Raw genomic sequence first — 17,627 nt, forward strand, 5'->3', positions numbered from 1 at the left:
CCCATGGTCGAGACGCTGCTCAAGTCCACCACCCGCCACATCCGGCTGTTCACGGCGCGCGTCGAGAACGACGACCTCATCCCGGACCCGGACCAGCTCACCCTCGACATCGATCCCGACAACGAGTTCCTCTGGGACGAGGCGGCCCTCGAGAAGGTGCGCGCCCGCTTCCGGGAGCTGGTGGCGGCCCAGGCCGGCCAGGAACTGAGCGACTACAGCCTGCGCCGCATCGGCTCCGAGCTGGAGGGTCTGGTGCGTCAGATGCTCCAGGCCGGTGACGTGAGCTACAACCCCGAGGCCCGGGTGCTCAATTACTCGATGGGCCTGCCCCGCAGCCCCGAAACCCTGTGACCCGCTCCCGCAGCAGCGCCGGCCGGCCCGAACCGGGCGGCTACGCGCCCCGACCCGACCGCTACGACCCGCGCACCGACCGCCGCTCCGACCGCTACGACGACCGGAGCGATCGCTTCGCCACCGGCTATGGCGGCCGGGAAGATCCCCGCTACGGCACCCCGGGCCGCCGCGGCAGCAACGGCGGCGGCGGCCGGCCCCCCGCCGGCAACGGCGGTGGCCCCTCCGGCGGCGGTCCCAACATCCAGCTGAACGTGGCCACGGTGGCGGTGCTGGCGGGCGTGCTGGTGGTGGGCATCGGCATCGGCAGCGCCGTGACCAGCACCACCCAGGGGAACCAGGGCAACATCGCCAGCGCCCAGCAGCTCGACATGGCGGTGCCCGACCCCGAGTTCTGCAAGCAGTGGGGCGCCAGCGCCTTCGTGATGGACATCGAGCTGTACACCACGATGAACCCGAGCAGCAGCTTCGTGACCCAGCCCACGCTCCAGCCCGGCTGCGTGATCCGCCGGGAGAACTGGTCGGTGCTGCAGAAGGAGGGGGCGGTGACGGCCGAGCAGATGCGCCAGTGCAAGCAGCGCATGAACACCTTCGCCTACATCGGCTCGGTGCGCGACAAGCCGATCGTGCGCTGCGTCTACCAGACCGACATCTCGGGCAACAAGTTCCAGACCCGGGGCGTGGCCGGCGCCGCCGACGACGCCGTCGGCATCACACCGGAGGCCGATCAGTTCTGACGCCGTTCCGCTCGGCCAGCCCCGGCGTGGTCTGCACCTGACGCAGGGGGCTGTCCGGGCTGGCGAACACCGGCAGCACCTCGCGGCGGAAGGCGTCGGCGGCCCGCGAGCAGTAGCGGGCCGGGTGGGTGATGAGTTTGAGCTGGCGCCGCACCATCAGGTCGGCCACCTGGGGGCGGTGCAGGGTGCCGGCGGCCAGCTCCCGCTCGATCGACACCACCGGCAGGAACGCCGCCCCAAGCCCCGCCTGGACGGCGTTCTTGATGGCCTCGAAGGAGTTCAGCTCCATCTCGATTTTGAGCCTCTGCACGTCGAGTTTGGAGCGGCTGAGCAGCTGGTCCACCATCTTGCGGGTGGTGGACTGGGCATCGAGGCAGACGAAGCCGAGGCGGTAGAGGTCGTCCTTGGTGAGCTCGGGCAGGCGGGAGAGGGGGTGCTTGGGGGGCAGCACCAGGGCCAGTTCGTCGTTGGCGTAGGGCACCACCTGCAGCAGGTCGTTGAGATCCGCCGGCAGTTCGCCACCGATGATCGCCAGGTCGATCTGGCCGTTGGCCACGCTCCAGCCGGTGCGGCGGGTGCTGTGCACCTGGAGCTGCACCGCCACGTCCGGGTACTTCTGGCGGAACAGGCCGATCATCCGGGGCATCAGATAGGTGCCCGTCGTCTGGCTCGCCCCCACCACCAGGGAGCCGCCGCGCAGGTTGTGGAGATCGTCGAGGGCCCGGCAGGCCTCCTGGCACTGGCTCAGGATCCGGTCGCAATAGCTGAGCAGCAGGTGGCCGGCTTCGGTGAGCTGGGCCTTGCGGCCGCCGCGGTCGAACAGGGAGACGTCGAGCTGCTTCTCCAGGTTCTGGATCTGCAGGCTCACCGCTGGCTGGGTGACGTAGAGGCTGTCGGCCGCCTTCTTGAAGCTGCCCTCACTGGCGATGGCACGCAGGATGCGCAGCTGGTCGAGGGTGAAAGGCAGATCTGCCATGGGTCGGGGAGGCCGCGGGGGGACCGTTCGCCGGAGCCGGCAGGCCGTGCGGAACTCTAGGGGGCTCTCCCGGTGGCAAGAATCGCCCTGTCACATCCGCCACCGGCCGCCGCTCACCATGCCCTCGCTCCCCCTGGTTCCGGCGGGTCCGCAGCACAGCAGCGTGGTCATGCTGGCCCTGCTGGTGGTCTTCGCCCTGATCCACAGCGGCGGGGCCTCCCTGCGGGCCTGGGGGGAGGAGCGGATCGGGGCCCGGCTCTGGCGCCTGCTGTTCGCCGGCCTCAGCATCCCCTCGGCGGTGGTGGTGGTCGGCTACTTCCTCGCCCACCGCTACGACGGGGTCCGGCTCTGGAACCTGCAGGACCAGCCCTGGGTGGTGCCGGTGGTCTGGACCGGCACGGCCATCAGCTTCCTGTTTCTCTATCCGGCCACTTACAACCTGCTGGAGATCCCGGCCGTGCTCAAGCCCCAGGTGCGGCTCTACGCCACGGGGATCATCCGGGTGAGTCGCCATCCCCAGGCCGTGGGCCAGGTGCTCTGGTGTGCCACCCACCTGCTCTGGATCGGCACCAGCTTCACCCTGGTGGCCTGCGTGGGGCTGATCGGCCACCACCTGTTCGCCGTCTGGAACGGGGACCGGCGCCTGCGCAACCGCTTCGGGGCCGCCTTCGAGGAGCTGCGGGCCTCCACCTCGGTGCTGCCCTTCGCCGCCGTGCTGGACGGCCGCCAGACGCTGGTGTTGGCGGAATTCCTGCGGCCCTCCCAGCTGGGCATCGCCATCGCCATCGGCGTCCTCTGGTGGGCCCACCGCTGGATCGGCCTCGGCGCCACCACCTTCTCGCGCACGGGCCTCGCCCACTGGCTGGGCTGAAGCCGCCAGCGGCCGGCGGGGGTCGATGGGCAGGCCCCCACAGAGCCGGGGCCAGGCCGACGGGCCTGCCTAAACTCGCGCCAACAGAGCCCCCAGGATGCCCGCCGCTTCCGAACTTGCCTGGCTGATCCCGGTGCTGCCCCTGCTGGGGGCCTGCCTCACCGGCCTGGGGCTGATCACCTTCAACCGCACCGTCAACCGCCTGCGCAAGCCGGTGGCGTTGCTGCTGATCACCACCGTCGGCATGGCCGCGGTGCTGAGCTTCGCGATCCTGGCCGAACAGCTGGCTGGAGCCGGGGCCACCGAGGTCCTGTTCGACTGGGCCGGCGCCGGCACCTTCCACCTGCAGATGGGCTTCCGCGTCGACGCCCTCGGGGCGGTGATGCTGTCGCTGGTCACCACCATCGCCCTGCTGGTGATGGTCTATTCCGACGGCTACATGGCCCACGACAAGGGCTATGTCCGCTTCTTCACCTACCTGGCCCTGTTCAGCAGCTCGATGCTGGGGCTGGTGATCAGTCCCAACCTGCTCGAGATCTACGTGTTCTGGGAGCTGGTGGGCATGTGCTCCTACCTGCTGGTGGGCTTCTGGTACGACCGCGACGCCGCCGCCAATGCCGCCCAGAAGGCCTTCGTGGTCAACCGGGTCGGCGACTTCGGCCTGCTGCTGGGAATCCTCGGCCTGTTCTGGGCCACCGGCAGCTTCGGCTTCGAGGAGATCGGTGAGCGGCTCTCGGCGGCCGTGGCCGGCGGTGGCCTGCCCACCGGAGTGGCGGTGCTCCTCTGCCTGCTGGTGTTCATGGGCCCGATGGCCAAGTCGGCCCAGTTCCCCCTGCACGTGTGGCTGCCCGACGCCATGGAGGGCCCCACCCCCATCTCGGCCCTGATCCACGCCGCCACGATGGTGGCGGCCGGCGTCTTCCTGGTGGCCCGTCTCCAGCCGGTCTACGAGCCCTTTCCGCAGGTCCAGCTGGTGATCGCCGTGATCGGCACCATCACCCTGTTTCTGGGGGCCACCATTGCCCTCACCCAGATGGATCTGAAGAAGGGGCTGGCCTACAGCACCGTCTCCCAGCTCGGCTACATGATGCTGGCCATGGGCTGCGGCGCCCCGGTGGCCGGCATGTTCCACCTGGTCACCCACGCCTTCTTCAAGGCGATGCTGTTCCTGGGCTCCGGCTCTGTGATCCACGCCATGGAGGAGGTGGTGGGCCATGAACCGGTGCTGGCCCAGGACATGCGCCTGATGGGAGGCCTGCGCCAGTACATGCCGATCACCTCGGCCACCTTCCTGATCGGCTGCATTGCGATCAGCGGCATCCCCCCCCTGGCGGGTTTCTGGAGCAAGGACGAGATCCTCGGCCAGGCCTTCAACAGCTTCCCGCTGCTCTGGGCCATGGGCTTCCTGACCGCCGGGATGACCGCCTTCTACATGTTCCGCCTCTATTTCCTCACCTTCGAGGGCTCCTTCCGCGGCCAGGACGCCGGCATCCGCGCCCAGCTGCTCAGCGCCGCGGGCCAGCCTGCCGGCGGATCCGCCGAGGAGGGCCACCACGACCACGCCAGCCATCCCCACGAGTCGGGCTGGCAGATGGCGGCTCCCCTGGTGGTGCTGGCGGTCCCCTCGGTGCTGATCGGCCTGCTGGGCACCCCCTGGAACAGCCGCTTCGGCCTGCTCGTCGATCCCGCCGAGGCCATGGAGGCCGCCGAGCATTTCCGCTGGGGTGAGTTCCTGCCCCTGGCGGGCGCCTCAGTGGCCATCTCCAGCCTCGGCATCGGCCTGGCGGTGCTCGCCTACGCCCTGCACCGCATCGATCTCGGCACCGCCGTGGCGGGGCGCTTCCCGGCCATCAACCGGTTCCTGGCCAACAAGTGGTACCTCGATGCCATCAACGACAAGCTGTTCGTCCAGGGCAGCCGCCGGCTGGCCCGCCAGGTGCTCGACGTCGACTCCAAGGTGGTGGACGGGGTGGTGAACCTCACCGGCCTGCTCACCCTGGGCAGCGGCGAGGGCCTCAAATACTTCGAGACCGGCCGGGTCCAGTTCTATGCCCTGATCGTCTTCGGGGGCGTCATCGGCCTGGTGCTGCTGTTCGGGGCCTTCGGCTGAGCCCTTCTGTGTGTGACAACGCCCATCCGCAGGGTGGGTAGGAGGCCTGGATTTCTACACTCCGGCCAGATGGACAGCACCGTTCTGTGCCCTTTCCCTGGCTGAGCACCGCGATTCTGTTCCCGATCGGTGCCGCGCTTCTGATCCCCTTCGTGCCCGACAAGGGCGACGGCAGGCAGGTCCGCTGGTACGCCCTCGGCGTCGCCCTCACCACCTTCCTGGTCACCGTGGGGGCCTACCTGCGCGGCTACGACCCCGCCGATCCCGGCCTGCAGCTGGTGGAGCGGGTGCAGTGGCTGCCCGATCTGGGTCTGGCCTGGTCGGTGGGGGCCGACGGCCTCTCGATGCCGCTGATCCTGCTCACCAGCTTCATCACCTCCCTGGCCTGCCTGGCGGCCTGGCCGGTGACCTTCAAGCCCAGGCTCTTCTACTTCCTGCTCCTGGCCATGGACGGCGGTCAGATCGCCGTCTTCGCCGTGCAGGACATGCTGCTCTTCTTCCTGGCCTGGGAGCTGGAGCTGCTGCCGGTGTACCTGCTGCTGGCCATCTGGGGCGGCAAGAAGCGCCAGTACGCCGCCACCAAGTTCATCCTCTACACCGCCGGCAGCTCCCTGTTCATCCTCCTGGCCGGCCTGGCGATGGCCTTCTACGGCGGCGGGGCCCCCAGCTTCGAGTACACGGTGCTGGCGGCCAAGGAGTTCGGCACCGGCTTCCAGGTGCTCTGCTACGCGGCCCTGCTGATCGCCTTCGGCGTCAAGCTGCCGGTGGTGCCCCTGCATACCTGGCTGCCCGATGCCCACGGTGAGGCCACCGCGCCGGTGCACATGCTGCTGGCGGGCATCCTGCTCAAGATGGGGGGCTACGCGCTGCTGCGCTTCAACGTGCAGCTCCTGCCGGAGGCCCACGTCCAGTTCGCACCCCTCCTGGTGATCCTGGGGGTGGTGAACATCATCTACGCCGCCCTCACCTCCTTCGCCCAGCGCAACCTCAAGCGCAAGATCGCCTACAGCTCGATCAGCCACATGGGCTTCGTGCTGATCGGCATCGGCAGCTTCAGCGCCCTGGGCACCAGCGGCGCGATGCTGCAGATGATCAGCCATGGCCTGATCGGCGCCAGCCTGTTCTTCCTGGTGGGCGCCACCTACGACCGCACCCACACCCTCCAGCTCGACGAGATGGGCGGCGTGGGCCAGAAGATGCGCAAGATGTTCGCCCTCTGGACCGTCTGCTCCCTGGCCTCCCTGGCCCTGCCGGGCATGAGCGGCTTCGTCTCCGAGCTGATGGTGTTCGTGGGCTTCGCCACCAGCGAGGCCTACAGCCTCAGCTTCCGCATCGTCATCGCCGTGCTGGCGGCCATCGGCGTGATCCTCACCCCCATCTACCTGCTGTCGATGCTGCGGGAGATCTTCTTCGGCAAGGAGAACCCCGAGCTCGCCTCCCACACCCACCTGGTCGACGCCGAGCCCCGGGAGATCTACGTGATCTCCTGCCTGCTGGTGCCGATCATCGGCATCGGCCTCTACCCGCGCCTGGTCACCGACAGCTACCGGGCCGCCATCGAGGCCCTGGTGGAGCGGGAGTCGGTGGCCCTGGTGAAGGTGGGCCGCGCCCCGGTCCCGGCGGTGATGGCCACCGGCGCCTTCGGCAGCCTCCCACCGGCCCTGCTGCACGCCCCGGCCCTCGGCTGAGGCCCGTTCCCGCCACGGCGGGGGTCCGCTCCGGGGCCGGTTACGAAACCCTGCGCAGGCCCGGGGCCATGGCGCCATCCTCCGGGGAGGATGCCTACGCTCCTCCATCGCACAGCGAGGGTCTCCATGCGGCAGATCAACTTCCTTCTGATCTTCAGCTTCGGCTTGGCCACGGTGATGTTCACCCTGGAGAACACCACGGCCACCACGGTGCATTTCCTGCCGGGGGTGAGCACCACCCTGCCGCTGGCGGCCCTGCTGCTGGTGGTGGGCGGTCTCGGTGCCACCGCCGCCTGGATCTACGCCGTCTGGAGCGGCGTCGTGCGGAAGGTGGAAACCCTGCAGACCGCCGGCGAAGTGGAGGCCCAGCAGGTGCGCATCAGCGAACTGGAAAACGATCTGCGCCGCTACCGGGCCACCGTGGACGCCCAGCTGGGGCTGCTGCCGGCCGCCGGGGAGAGTTCGGCGCCGTCCTCGGCCGGGGGGGAGGAGGGAATGTCCCTGGCGGTCGACTGAAGCCTGGGGGTCGCTTCGGTCATCACCGCGACTGGTGCCGACGGGCCACAGCCGGTAGCTTGCCCAGGGACGGCACCCTCCGAGCAGGACATCGCGCGTGGCAGAAGCGGGCGCCAGACTCGCCATCCGGTTGCTCCAGGACGCGGCCGAACGGGGCGACATCGACCCCTGGGACGTGGATGTGATCGCCGTCGTCGACGGCTTCCTCGACCAGCTGCGCCAGCGCATCGAGCTGCCCAGGCGTCTGGCCCCCGGCGGGGGCAGCTACGAACGGGACCTGGCCGAGTCCAGCGAGGCCTTCCTGGCCGCCTCGGTGCTGGTGGGGCTCAAGGCGGAACTGCTGGAATCGGCCACCTTCCCGCCCGAACCGCTGCTGGAGGATTCCTTCGCCCCCGAGGACGACGATGGCTGGGACCCCTCCGCCGTGGTCCTGCCGCGGCGGCCCGAACGGCACCTGCTGCGCCGGCCGGTGGCGCCGCCCCCCCTGCAGCGCCCGGTCACCCTGGGGGAACTGATCCGCCAGCTCGAGGACATCGCCGAGCGGCTCGAGCAGGAGGGAGGGGAAGGGCGCCACAGGCCCCGCGCCCGCCGTTACAGCGAGCGGGCGGCGATCGCCCAGGTGGCCTCCCTGGCCCACCGGGAGAAACTGCCGGAGACCACCGCCGCCCTCAGCCGCTTCCTGCTGGAGTGGGAACCCACCGCCGAGACCCTCGAGTGGGTGGCCTTCGATGCCCTGGTGGGTGCCTGGGCGGAGGCCCTGGCCTGCCCCCGCGCCGGCTCGCCGGAGGACGCCGATCTCGACAGCGATCGGGTGGGGGTGTTCTGGGCCCTGCTGTTCCTCTCCTCCCAGGGCAAGGTGGAACTGGCCCAGGACGGCGGCCTCTACGGCCCCCTCAGCCTGCGGCGGCGCCGTGAGGAGCGGGGGGAGGCGGTGAGCCTGCCGCGGCTCCCAGGCCAGGGGTCAGATAGGGGGCCGGCTCGGGAAGCAGTGGCTGCCTGAGGTTTCTCCTTAGGCTGGGTTTTCACCTCCGACCTGAAACGACGCCGATGAAGGCGATGATCCTGGCGGCAGGCAAGGGAACACGGGTGCGTCCGATCACGCACACAACGCCCAAGCCGATGATCCCGATCCTCCAGAAACCCGTGATGGAGTTTCTGCTCGAGTTGCTCCGGGAGCACGGCTTCAACGAAATCATGGTCAATGTCTCCCACCTTTCGGAGGAGATCGAAAACTATTTCCGCGACGGCCAGCGTTTCGGTGTCCAGATCGCCTACAGCTTCGAGGGGCGCATCAAGGACGGGGAGCTGATCGGCGAAGCCATGGGCTCGGCCGGCGGCCTGAAGAAGATCCAGGATTTCCAGGCCTTCTTCGACGACACCTTCGTGGTGCTCTGCGGCGATGCCCTGATCGATCTCGATCTCTCTGAAGCCGTGCGCCGCCATCGGGAGAAGGGGGCCATGGCCAGCCTGATCACCAAGCGCGTCCCCCGCGACCAGGTGAGCAGTTACGGGGTGGTGGTGACCGATGAAGCCGGGCGGGTGCTGTCCTTCCAGGAGAAGCCGTCGGTGGAAGAAGCCGCCAGCGACATGATCAACACCGGCATCTACATCTTCGAGCCGGAGGTCCTCGACTTCATCCCCAGCGGCGAAGCCTTCGACATCGCCGCCGATCTGTTCCCCAGGCTGGTGGAATCCGGGGCCCCCTTCTACGCCCTGCCCATGGAGTTCGAGTGGGTCGACATCGGCAAGGTGCCGGATTACTGGCAGGCGATCCGCAGCGTCCTGCAGGGGGACGTGCGCCAGGTGCAGATTCCCGGCAAGGAGGTGCGCCCCGGGATCTACGCCGGCCTCAACGTGGCGGCCGACTGGGACCAGATCCATGTCGAGGGGCCGATCTTCGTGGGCGGCATGACCCGCATCGAGAACGGCGTCACGATCATCGGGCCGGCCATGATCGGACCGAGCTGCCACATCTGTGAAGGGGCCACGATCGACAACTCGATCATCTTCGACTACTCCCGGATCGGCCCCGGGGTGCAGCTCGTCGAGAAGCTGGTCTACGGCCGTTACTGCGTTGATCGCAACGGCGACCACTTCGATCTCCAGGAGGCCGCCCTCGACTGGCTGATCACCGATTCCCGCCGTCAGGACGTGGGCACGCCCTCACCGCAGCAGAAGGCCATGGCCGAGCTCCTGGGCACCGACCTCGCCGCCAGCGGCGCCCCCTAGTCCCGCCAGCCGCAGGATCTGGGGAATGCGGTGTTCGGCCTTGATGGCCATCAGGTGCACCCCCTGGGCGATGGAGCGGTAGGTGGCCACCTGTTCGGCGGCGATCGCCACCCCCTCCCCTGCCGGATCGGCCGCCCCGGCGAGCCGGTCGATCAGGGCCTGGGGGATGCAGGCCCCCGGCACGACCCGATTGATGAACTGGGCATTGCGGGCCGACTTGAGCAGAAACACGCCGGCCAGCACCGGCAGTCCGAGGGGGCCGGTGATCTCCCCCACGAAGCGGCGCAGGGCCTCCGCATCCATCACCATCTGGGTCTGGAGGAAGCGGGCCCCCGCCTCCTGCTTGCGCCGCACCCGGGAGAGCAGACCGCTCCAGCTGGGCGACTGGGGATCGGCGGCGGCGCCGGGGAAGAGGGCCGTGGCCCCGTCCGGCAACTCCCCCTTGACGGGATCCTCGCCGGCGTTGAGGCCCCGCACCAGCTGCAGCAGCCGCACCGCCTCCAGCTCGTTCACCGCCCGGACCCCGGGCTGATCGCCGGCCCTCACCGGGTCACCGGTGAGACAGAGCAGGTTGCGGATGCCGAGGGCATGGGCCCCGAGCAGATCGGCCTGCAGGGCGATGCGGTTGCGGTCGCGGCAGGTCATCTGCAGCACCGGCTCGATGCCGGCCTCCAGCAGCAGACGGCACACGGCGAGGCTGCTCATCCGCATCACGGCCCGGCTGCCATCGGTGACGTTGACCGCATGCACCAGACCCCGCAGCGCCGTCGCCGCCTCGAGGGTGCGACCGGGATCGCCTCCCCGGGGCGGCGTCACCTCCGCCGTCACGGCGAACCGACCATCCGCCAGGGCCTGTCGAAGCTGCAACGGCCATCTCCAAGACAGGGGCATCATGGAGCAGCCGCTGCCTAGAGTGAACCAGCCCTCGCCGAGGAGCCGATGGCTGAGCGCAGGTCCATGGCGGCTGCCAGCTCCCTGTCCCCATCCCCGTCCCTGGAGCGGCCCATGATCCACCCACGCAGCGAGTTGTCAGAGCGGGAGCTCGAGATCATCGAGCTGGTGGCCACCGGACTGACCAACCTGGAGATCGCCGGCCAGCTCACCATCAGCAAGCGCACGGTTGACAACCACGTCAGCAACATCTTCACCAAGACCGGCGCCAAGAACCGGGTGGCCCTGCTGAACTGGGCCATGGACCACGGCAAGATCTGCCGTGACGGCTTCAACTGCTGCGCCCTGCCCACCGAGGACGGGAACGGCAAGGGCTGAGCGTCGACGGCGTCCCGGTGCCGGCCCAGGGACGCCGGCTCAGTCGAGCTGGGCCAGCAGGGCCCGACGGTCGGCCTCGGGCCACATCGCCAGGGGACAGCGGGCCAGGGCGGCATTGCTGAGCTCGCCGCGGCCGGTGATCTCCCTGGCGCACCAGGGGGGAACGGCCACCGGCTGGTCGGGGCGCTCCAGTTCCACCTCCGCCACCACCAGGGGCCCATTGGCGCCCTCGAACACATCCAGGACCCAGTCGCCCCCGGGCAGATCCAGCGCGAAGCGGGTCTTGCCGAGCCGATGGTCGCAGCGCTCCAGCAGGGCCTCGGCGTCGGCGGCCGGAATCGCGTACTCGTACTCCTCCCGCGTCACGGACTCGCCGGGGACCGGCAGCTTGAGGGTGAGGAAGGCCGCCACGGGCCCGGCGGGGGGGCGGGCCAGCCGCACCCGCAGGGTGAGGCCCTCGCTACCGCTGGCCAGATACCCCTGGCGGATGAGGTGCTCGCCCCGCACATGGGGGCGCCACTGCTCGCCATGGACGAGGAAGCGGCGCTCGATTTCCAGGGCCATGGTCAGGGGGGCGTGGTCGGGGGGGCGTCGGGGCGTGGACGGGCGCGGATCAGTTGCGGGACGGCTCGACGGCGGTGAGGCTGCCGGCCCAGTGGAGCTTGTGGGTGAGGGTGCTGTAGTACGAGGGGCTCTGCTCGAGCTGGAGCATCAGCACCGGATGGCGGCCCCGCTGCAGGACGCAGCGATCCCCGGGTTCCAGCACGGTGGCATGGGCTCCGTCCTTCCAGAGCTTCACCCGGCGGCTGGTTTCCCCCAGGGGCCACACCGACAGCCTGGAGCCGGGCGGCACCACCACCGCCCGGCTGGAGAGACTCATCGGGCAGATCGGCGTGACCACGATCGCTTCGATCCCCGGGTGGAGGATCGGACCGCCGGCCGCCATGGCATAGCCCGTGGAGCCGGTGGGGGTGGCGATGATCAGGCCATCGCCCCGGTACTGATCCACCACCTCCCCGTCGATCTCGAGCTCGAGCATGCAGGTGGGGGAGAGCTCGTCGAGGGCGGGACGGAAGTAGAAGTCGTTGAGGGCCGTGTGGGGGCCATCGCCGACCCCGCTGAGGTCGTCGTCGGAGGCCCCGTCCCCCTCCTGGGGCACGCCATCGCCCCGGTCGACCCGGGCCTCCAGCATCATGCGCCGTTCGATGGCGAAGCGATCGTCCCGCAGCCGCTGCCAGAGGGTGTCGTCCGGATCGTGGCCGCCGGGCTCCCCATGCCCATCGCCCTGCAGCCGGAGCAGGCGCCGCTCATGGGTGAGGAAGCCCAGGTGGCCGCCGACGTTGAAGCTGAGCACCGGCACCCCGTAGCTGGCCAGGTGACGGGCCGCGGCCAGCACGGTGCCGTCACCGCCGAGGACGACGGCCAGATCGGGCAGCTCAGCCTCGGTGGCCAGGAGTCCGGGGAAGGGGTTCAGACCCAGCCCGCTGACGGCGGTGGTGACGAGGGTCCCCTGGGAGCGCAGGTCCTGGGCGCAGCGGCGGGCCTGGCGCTGGGCCGCCTGGCTGCCCTTGCGCAGGATCAGCCAGACCCTCTCAAGCCGCATGGGCGCACTCCGCGGACGCTGGCACCGCTACCAGCGCAGCAGGTTGAAGCGCTCCATGTCGACGGTTTCGCGGTTGCGATAGAGCGACAGCAGAATCGCCAGACCGACGGCGGCCTCGGCGGCCGCCACGGTGATCACGAAGATCGCGAACACCTGGCCACGGATCAGCTGACCATCGAGGTAGTTGGAGAAGGCCATCAGGTTGATGTTGACGGCGTTGAGCATCAGCTCGATGCTCATCAGCACCCGCACGGCATTGCGACTGTTGATCAGACCCCAGACACCCACGCAGAACAGCATGGCGGCGACGGCGAGAAAGCCCTCGAGGGGGATCGGGGAGGCGGCGTCGAAGATCATGGCTTGGTGAGCAGGGTGGGGGCGTTGGCGGACGTCTCGATCAGCAGCGGGGTGCGATCCTTCTCGATCAGACCCTGATCGGCCGGCTCACCGGTGATCACATCGGTGCTGAAGACGTCGCGGCGGGCCAGCACGATCGCCCCGATCATCGCCATCAGCAGCAGCACCGAAGCCAGCTCGAAGGGCAGCAGGTAGTCGGTGAACAGGTGCTCACCGATCCGGATGGTGGCCTCCTCGCCCACCGGCGTGGGGCCCGGCAGGGCCCACGGGGTGGTGAACGCCACCCGCAGCAGCAGGGCGAACAGGCCGGCGCAGACGGCCCCGGACAGGAGACGGCGGACCAGCAGGCCGGGAATCGCAGCGAGGGTTTCCTTCTTGTTCACGAGCATGATCGCGAACAGAATCAGCACATTGACCGCCCCGACATAGACCAGGATCTGGGCGGCGGCGACGAAGCTGGCGTTGAGCAACAGGTAGAGCCCGGACACCGAAAGGAAGACGCCACCCAGCAGGAAGGCGGAATAGACGATGTTGGGCAGCAGGACGACACCCAGGGCACCGATCACGGTGGTGGCCGAGAGCACCAGGAAACAGATCTGCTGGGTGGTGGAAGCGATCGACATCAGGACTCTGCGGTGCTGTCGGAGGGGGCGGCGGCGGACGGCCCACCGCTGGGGACCGGCTGGAGCGATTCCAGCACCTGGGACGGCAGCTGGCCGGCCCGCGGCTCGGTGGCGGGCACCCCATGGGGATCCATGGCGCCCTTGGGAAGGTAGGCCAGTTCCCGCAGGGCGAACACGGCCGGGTCGGAGGTGACGCTGGTGGGCAGGCGGCCGAGGGCGACGTTGTCGTAGTTGAGGCTGTGGCGGTCGAAGGCCGCCAGCTCGTACTCCTCGGTCATGGAGAGGCAGTTGGTCGGGCAGTACTCCACGCAGTTGCCGCAGAAGATGCACACCCCGAAATCGATCGAGTAGTTACGCAGTTCCTTCTTCTTGGTGGCCTTGTTCATCACCCAGTCCACCACGGGCAGGTTGATGGGACAGACCCGCACGCACACCTCGCAGGAGATGCACTTGTCGAGCTCGTAGTGGATGCGGCCCCGGTAGCGCTCGGAGGGGATCAGCTTCTCGTACGGATACTGGACCGTGATCGGCCGCCGGCGCAGGTGATCGAAGGTGACCGCCAGCCCCTGGGTCATCGTCTGGGCCGCGCTCACCGCCTCCCGGGTGTAGTCACCGACTTGCTTGAGAAACCCGAACATGGCAGGGGCGTGGGGGTTACGGGATGGGGACCATGATGGCCCGGTGGGGGCCGCTGTGTTGGTATCCGGGGAACGGGTTCAGCCGCCGAAGGCGACCGGGAAGGCCAGCTTGAGACCGGCGGTGACCAGAAGGTTGACCAGGGCGATGGGCAGCAGGAACTTCCAGCCCAGGTCGAGCAGCTGGTCGATCCGCACCCGTGGGGTGGTCCAGCGGAGAAGGATCGCGAAGAACACCAGCAGGTAGGCCTTGAGGATCGTGCTGACGATGCCGATCGAACCGGTGATCACCTGGACCAGGGGGGCGTCGGGGGAGACACCGAGCCAGCCGGTGATCCACTCGACCGGCACAGGAAAGCTCCAGCCGCCCAGATAAAGCACCGACACCAGCAGGGCCGAGAGCACCAGGTTGATGTAGCTGCCGAGGTAGAAGAGGGCGAACTTCATGCCGGAGTACTCGGTCTGGTAGCCGGCCACCAGCTCCTCCTCGGCCTCCGGCAGGTCGAAGGGCAGGCGCTCGCACTCCGCCAGGGCACAGATCCAGAAGATCACGAAGCCGACGGGCTGGCGCCAGATGTTCCAGCTGAAGATGCCGGCCCCGGTCTGCTGGGCGACGATGTCGACGGTGCTGAGGGAATTGCTCATCATCACCACCGCCAGCACCGCCAGAGCCAGGGGGATCTCGTAGCTGATCGACTGGGCGGCGGCGCGCAGCCCGCCCAGGAGCGAATACTTGTTGTTGCTGGAATAGCCGCTCATCAGCAGGCCGATGGGCTGGATGCTGCTCAGGGCGATCCACAGGAAGATGCCCACCCCCACGTTGCTGATCAGCAGGTTCTGGCCGAAGGGCACCACCAGCCAGGAGAGGATCACGGGCACCACCACCAGCACGGGGCCGAGGCTGAACAGCAGGGCATCGGCCCGGGCCGGGATGATGTCCTCCTTGAACACCAGCTTGAGGCCGTCGGCCAGGGGCTGAAGCACCCCCAGGGCGCCGGCGTACTCCGGGCCGATGCGCTGCTGCACCGCCGCCGAGATCTTGCGCTCGAGCCAGACGCTCACCAGCACCCCGACGACCGCCCCCACCAGCACCAGCACCATCGGCAGGGGCAGCCACAGCAGGCGGGCCGCCGCGGGGGTGAGACCCATGGCCTGGGCGAGGTCAAGGAAGCTCGACTGGAGATCGAGACCGGGGGGAGCGATGGCGGCACCCATCAGGCCAGTGGACAGCATCAGAGAACTCCGTTGGAGGGGAACCTAGGGGGGAACGGGTCAGCCAGTGACTCAGCCAGGAACCGGACGGCTTTCCAGGGGGAGCCAGCCCCGCTCCGCGGGGCCGGTGTAGATCTGCGAGGGACGGTAGATGCGGTTGGCACCCAGTTGTTCCTTCCAGTGGGCCAGCCATCCTGCCGTACGGGCGATGGCGAAGATGGGGGTGAACAGGTCGCGGGGAATACCCAGCTTCCGGTAGACGAGACCGGAGTAGAAGTCGACGTTCGGGTAGATGCCCTTCGGCCCCAGCCGCCGGCCCGCCACCTCCTCCAGCTTGAGGGCGACGTCGTACATGGCGTCGTGGCCGAAGCGCTGGAAGAGCTCCTCGGCCAGGCCCTGCAGGATCACGGCCCGGGGATCCTTGACCCGGTACTCGCGGTGGCCGAAGCCCATGATCTTCTGCTTCTGGGCGATGGCCCGATCGAGCCAGGGTTCCACCTGGTCGATGCTGCCGATCTGGTCGAGCATGTCGAGCACATCCTCATTGGCACCGCCGTGCAGGGGGCCGGCCAGGGTGCCCACCGCCGAGGCCACCACCGCGTAGGGGTCGGTGAGGGTGCTCGCCGTGACGCGGGCGCTGAAGGTGCTGGCGTTGAGGCTGTGCTCGGCATGCAGGATCAGGCAGGCGTCGAAGATCCGTGCCGCCAGGGGATCGGGCTCCCGCTCGGTGAGCATGTAGAGAAAGTTGGCCGAGTAGGCCAGGTCGTCCCGGGGCTGGATCGGGTCCTGGCCCTTCCGGATCAGCTGGAAGGCCGCCACCATCGTGGGGATCTTGGCAATCAGCCGCACCACCGCATCAACGATGTACTGGGGGTCGTACAGGGCGCGGCGGGAATAGAAGAGCCCCAGGGAGGCCGCGCTGGCCTGGAGGGCATCCATCGGATGGCCCGTGGCCGGGAAGCACTTCATCATGTCCCGGATGCGGAAGCTGAGCCGCCGGTGCATCTGCACCTCCTGCTCGAACTCCCGCAGCTGGAAGATCGTGGGCAGCTCCCCCCAGATCAGCAGGTAGGCGGTTTCGAGGAAGCTGCTGTGGCTGGCCAGCTGCTCGATCGGGTAGCCCCGGTAGGTGAGCAGGCCCCGCTGGCCCTCGATATCGCACACCGCCGACTGGGTGGCCGGTACCCCCTCCAGGCCGGGGCGGAACGTGGGTGTGGCCGGCGCCGGGGGCGATGGGGAAGGAGGGGTGCCCTGAGGGTCGTTGGCCTCTGGGGTGCTCACCGCCGCCATGCCGAATCCTGTGGATGGGACGAACTTAGGCGCAGGAACGGGCGTCTGCCGTAGCGCCGGCTGCCGGCTCAGGGGCTGGGCAGCCAGAGCTTCGGCCGCACCAGCCATTCCAGCCGGGCGGTGCCGGCCAGGGCCGCCCCGGCCGGCACGAGGGGCAGGCGCAGCAGGGCCAGGCCAGCCTTGCGCAGGGCGATGGCGCCGGGCGGCGCCCCCAGGAGGCGGGCCGCCAGCAGCCCCAGGTCCGGTTCATGGCCCACCAGCAACAGCCGGCGGGGCGCCCGGGGGCGCCCCGCCGGCTGGCTCAGCCAGGCCGGCAGCAGGGGCAGGGGGTCACCCCCCGGCTCCAGGGCCTGGGCCAGCTCCAGGCCCTCCGCCAGCGCGACATCGCAGGCGATCTCCCCGGTCTGCCGGGCCCGGGCCAGGGGGCTGGAGAGCAGGCGATCGGCCCGCAACCCCAGACCGGCGGCCCGCTCCAGCACGGCCCGGGTGCGGGCCCGACCGGCGGCGGTGAGTTCCCGCTCGGCATCGACCCGGTCGGGGCTGCGCTCCTCGGCGATGCCGTGGCGCAGCAGCAGCAGTTCCCAGGCCAGAGACGCCATGGTCAGGCGTCCCCGAAGTCAAGTCGCGCGTCCACGGTCAGGCCCCCGGGCTCTCCGGTCAGAGCCAGGGCCAGGCCCGCCACGGGATCGCTGAGGGATCCGCCGGCCAGGGCGGTGAGGCGCTGCCACGGCTGCCAGGAGGTCAGCAGGTCGCGGGCCCGCGGACCATCGAGGGCCCACTGCAGGGCAGCCCCGGGGGCGGCCAGGTTCTCCAGCGGGTCCTGGGGGCGCGCCGCGCCCTTCGCAGTGGGCCCCTCGAGGCTCTCCAGCTGCCCCAGGGACTGCCCCCACCAGGCCTGGTCGCCCCGCTGCCAGCGCCAGCCCAGCAGGGGGGCCTGCAACTGCTCGGCCCTGCCGTCGCGGCGGGTGGGTCCGGCCTGCAGCCGCGTCCAGACCTGCAGCGGGCGGCCCTCCACCTCCAGGGGAGCGGCGATCAGGCCATCGGCCGCCAGGGAGGCCTCGACGGCCGCCGCCTCCGGCCGGTCGGCCGCCGTGCCGAGCAGCCAGCGCTCACCGCTGGCGGCGGCCAGCAGGGGCCCCCCGTCGGTCCCCACCACCAGG

General features: G+C 69.5%; 19 protein-coding genes and 1 pseudogene. 9 read left to right on the forward strand and 11 right to left on the reverse strand.

Annotated features, from left to right (window positions below; all coding sequences use genetic code 11):
* Positions 1 to 3: 3 nt before the first annotated feature.
* Together KBY81_RS08290 and KBY81_RS08295 are read left to right on the forward strand one after the other, a co-directional pair.
* Entirely contained in the window at positions 4 to 351 is a 348-nt protein-coding gene (locus KBY81_RS08290) for an NAD(P)H-quinone oxidoreductase subunit M (protein WP_106219307.1), read from the forward strand.
* Positions 348 to 1,088, forward strand: a complete 741-nt coding sequence (locus KBY81_RS08295) for a DUF3172 domain-containing protein (protein ID WP_106219308.1) — start codon at positions 348 to 350, stop codon at positions 1,086 to 1,088. The genes KBY81_RS08290 and KBY81_RS08295 overlap by 4 nt, the downstream gene beginning before the upstream one ends.
* On the opposite strand, the gene KBY81_RS08300 is transcribed toward KBY81_RS08295, so the two are convergent.
* Positions 1,063 to 2,064 (reverse strand): LysR family transcriptional regulator, encoded by a 1,002-nt coding sequence (locus KBY81_RS08300; protein WP_106219309.1) that lies wholly within the window; start codon positions 2,062 to 2,064, stop codon positions 1,063 to 1,065. The genes KBY81_RS08295 and KBY81_RS08300 overlap by 26 nt on opposite strands.
* A 118-nt stretch (positions 2,065 to 2,182) precedes the next feature.
* On the opposite strand from KBY81_RS08300, the gene KBY81_RS08305 reads away from it, so the two are divergent.
* The 6 genes from KBY81_RS08305 to KBY81_RS08330 all read left to right on the forward strand — a co-directional run bounded on the left by KBY81_RS08305 (position 2,183) and on the right by KBY81_RS08330 (position 9,478).
* Positions 2,183 to 2,935 (forward strand): NnrU family protein, encoded by a 753-nt coding sequence (locus KBY81_RS08305; RefSeq protein WP_106219310.1) that lies wholly within the window; start codon positions 2,183 to 2,185, stop codon positions 2,933 to 2,935.
* Between the two features lie 97 nt (positions 2,936 to 3,032).
* Entirely contained in the window at positions 3,033 to 5,045 is a 2,013-nt protein-coding gene (locus KBY81_RS08310; RefSeq protein ID WP_254972318.1) for an NAD(P)H-quinone oxidoreductase subunit 5, read from the forward strand.
* Between the two features lie 86 nt (positions 5,046 to 5,131).
* Entirely contained in the window at positions 5,132 to 6,733 is a 1,602-nt protein-coding gene (locus tag KBY81_RS08315; RefSeq protein WP_106219312.1) for an NAD(P)H-quinone oxidoreductase subunit 4, read from the forward strand.
* 126 nt (positions 6,734 to 6,859) lie between these two features.
* The gene (locus KBY81_RS08320; RefSeq protein ID WP_106219313.1) at positions 6,860 to 7,249 is read left to right on the forward strand and encodes a lipopolysaccharide assembly protein LapA domain-containing protein; all 390 of its coding nucleotides are present in this window, start codon (positions 6,860 to 6,862) and stop codon (positions 7,247 to 7,249) included.
* Between the two features lie 97 nt (positions 7,250 to 7,346).
* Positions 7,347 to 8,249, forward strand: coding sequence for a segregation/condensation protein A (locus KBY81_RS08325; protein WP_106219314.1), 903 nt, complete (start codon positions 7,347 to 7,349; stop codon positions 8,247 to 8,249).
* A 47-nt stretch (positions 8,250 to 8,296) separates the two neighbouring features.
* Positions 8,297 to 9,478, forward strand: coding sequence for an NDP-sugar synthase (locus tag KBY81_RS08330; protein WP_106219315.1), 1,182 nt, complete (start codon positions 8,297 to 8,299; stop codon positions 9,476 to 9,478).
* Here KBY81_RS08330 and KBY81_RS08335 read toward each other — a convergent pair.
* On the reverse strand, positions 9,413 to 10,369 hold the full coding sequence (locus tag KBY81_RS08335) for a methylenetetrahydrofolate reductase (protein WP_396103673.1): 957 nt from the start codon (positions 10,367 to 10,369) through the stop codon (positions 9,413 to 9,415). The genes KBY81_RS08330 and KBY81_RS08335 overlap by 66 nt on opposite strands.
* Positions 10,370 to 10,483: 114 nt before the next feature.
* On the opposite strand from KBY81_RS08335, the gene KBY81_RS08340 reads away from it, so the two are divergent.
* Positions 10,484 to 10,747, forward strand: coding sequence for a LuxR C-terminal-related transcriptional regulator (locus KBY81_RS08340; protein ID WP_106219317.1), 264 nt, complete (start codon positions 10,484 to 10,486; stop codon positions 10,745 to 10,747).
* A gap of 39 nt (positions 10,748 to 10,786) precedes the next feature.
* Here KBY81_RS08340 and KBY81_RS08345 read toward each other — a convergent pair whose 3' ends face one another.
* From KBY81_RS08345 to KBY81_RS08385, 9 genes and pseudogenes are all read right to left on the reverse strand, one after another.
* A complete protein-coding gene (locus KBY81_RS08345) occupies positions 10,787 to 11,311 on the reverse strand; it encodes a CYTH domain-containing protein (RefSeq protein ID WP_254976222.1) in 525 nt (174 codons plus the stop codon).
* Between the two features lie 49 nt (positions 11,312 to 11,360).
* A complete protein-coding gene (locus tag KBY81_RS08350) occupies positions 11,361 to 12,350 on the reverse strand; it encodes an NAD(+) kinase (protein WP_106219319.1) in 990 nt (329 codons plus the stop codon).
* Positions 12,351 to 12,377: 27 nt separating this feature from the next.
* Positions 12,378 to 12,707 (reverse strand): NADH-quinone oxidoreductase subunit NuoK, encoded by a 330-nt coding sequence (gene nuoK, locus KBY81_RS08355; RefSeq protein WP_106219320.1) that lies wholly within the window; start codon positions 12,705 to 12,707, stop codon positions 12,378 to 12,380.
* The gene (locus KBY81_RS08360; protein ID WP_106219321.1) at positions 12,704 to 13,330 is read right to left on the reverse strand and encodes an NADH-quinone oxidoreductase subunit J; all 627 of its coding nucleotides are present in this window, start codon (positions 13,328 to 13,330) and stop codon (positions 12,704 to 12,706) included. Before KBY81_RS08360 ends, nuoK begins: the two co-directional genes overlap by 4 nt.
* Positions 13,330 to 13,968, reverse strand: coding sequence for an NAD(P)H-quinone oxidoreductase subunit I (gene ndhI / locus KBY81_RS08365; protein WP_106219322.1), 639 nt, complete (start codon positions 13,966 to 13,968; stop codon positions 13,330 to 13,332). Before ndhI ends, KBY81_RS08360 begins: the two co-directional genes overlap by 1 nt.
* Before the next feature lie 78 nt (positions 13,969 to 14,046).
* Entirely contained in the window at positions 14,047 to 15,198 is a 1,152-nt protein-coding gene (nuoH, locus tag KBY81_RS08370; RefSeq protein WP_254972314.1) for an NADH-quinone oxidoreductase subunit NuoH, read from the reverse strand.
* Positions 15,199 to 15,249: 51 nt separating this feature from the next.
* Positions 15,250 to 16,467, reverse strand: a complete 1,218-nt coding sequence (locus tag KBY81_RS08375; RefSeq protein WP_106219323.1) for a citrate synthase — start codon at positions 16,465 to 16,467, stop codon at positions 15,250 to 15,252.
* A 68-nt stretch (positions 16,468 to 16,535) separates the two neighbouring features.
* Positions 16,536 to 17,066, reverse strand: a complete 531-nt coding sequence (gene sixA, locus KBY81_RS08380; protein ID WP_254976223.1) for a phosphohistidine phosphatase SixA — start codon at positions 17,064 to 17,066, stop codon at positions 16,536 to 16,538.
* Between the two features lie 2 nt (positions 17,067 to 17,068).
* Positions 17,069 to 17,627 (reverse strand): annotated as a pseudogene (locus KBY81_RS08385) (DUF3352 domain-containing protein); the annotation flags it as partial.

The organism is Cyanobium sp. Lug-B, assembly GCF_024345635.1.
Taxonomy (GTDB): domain Bacteria; phylum Cyanobacteriota; class Cyanobacteriia; order PCC-6307; family Cyanobiaceae; genus Cyanobium; species Cyanobium minutissimum.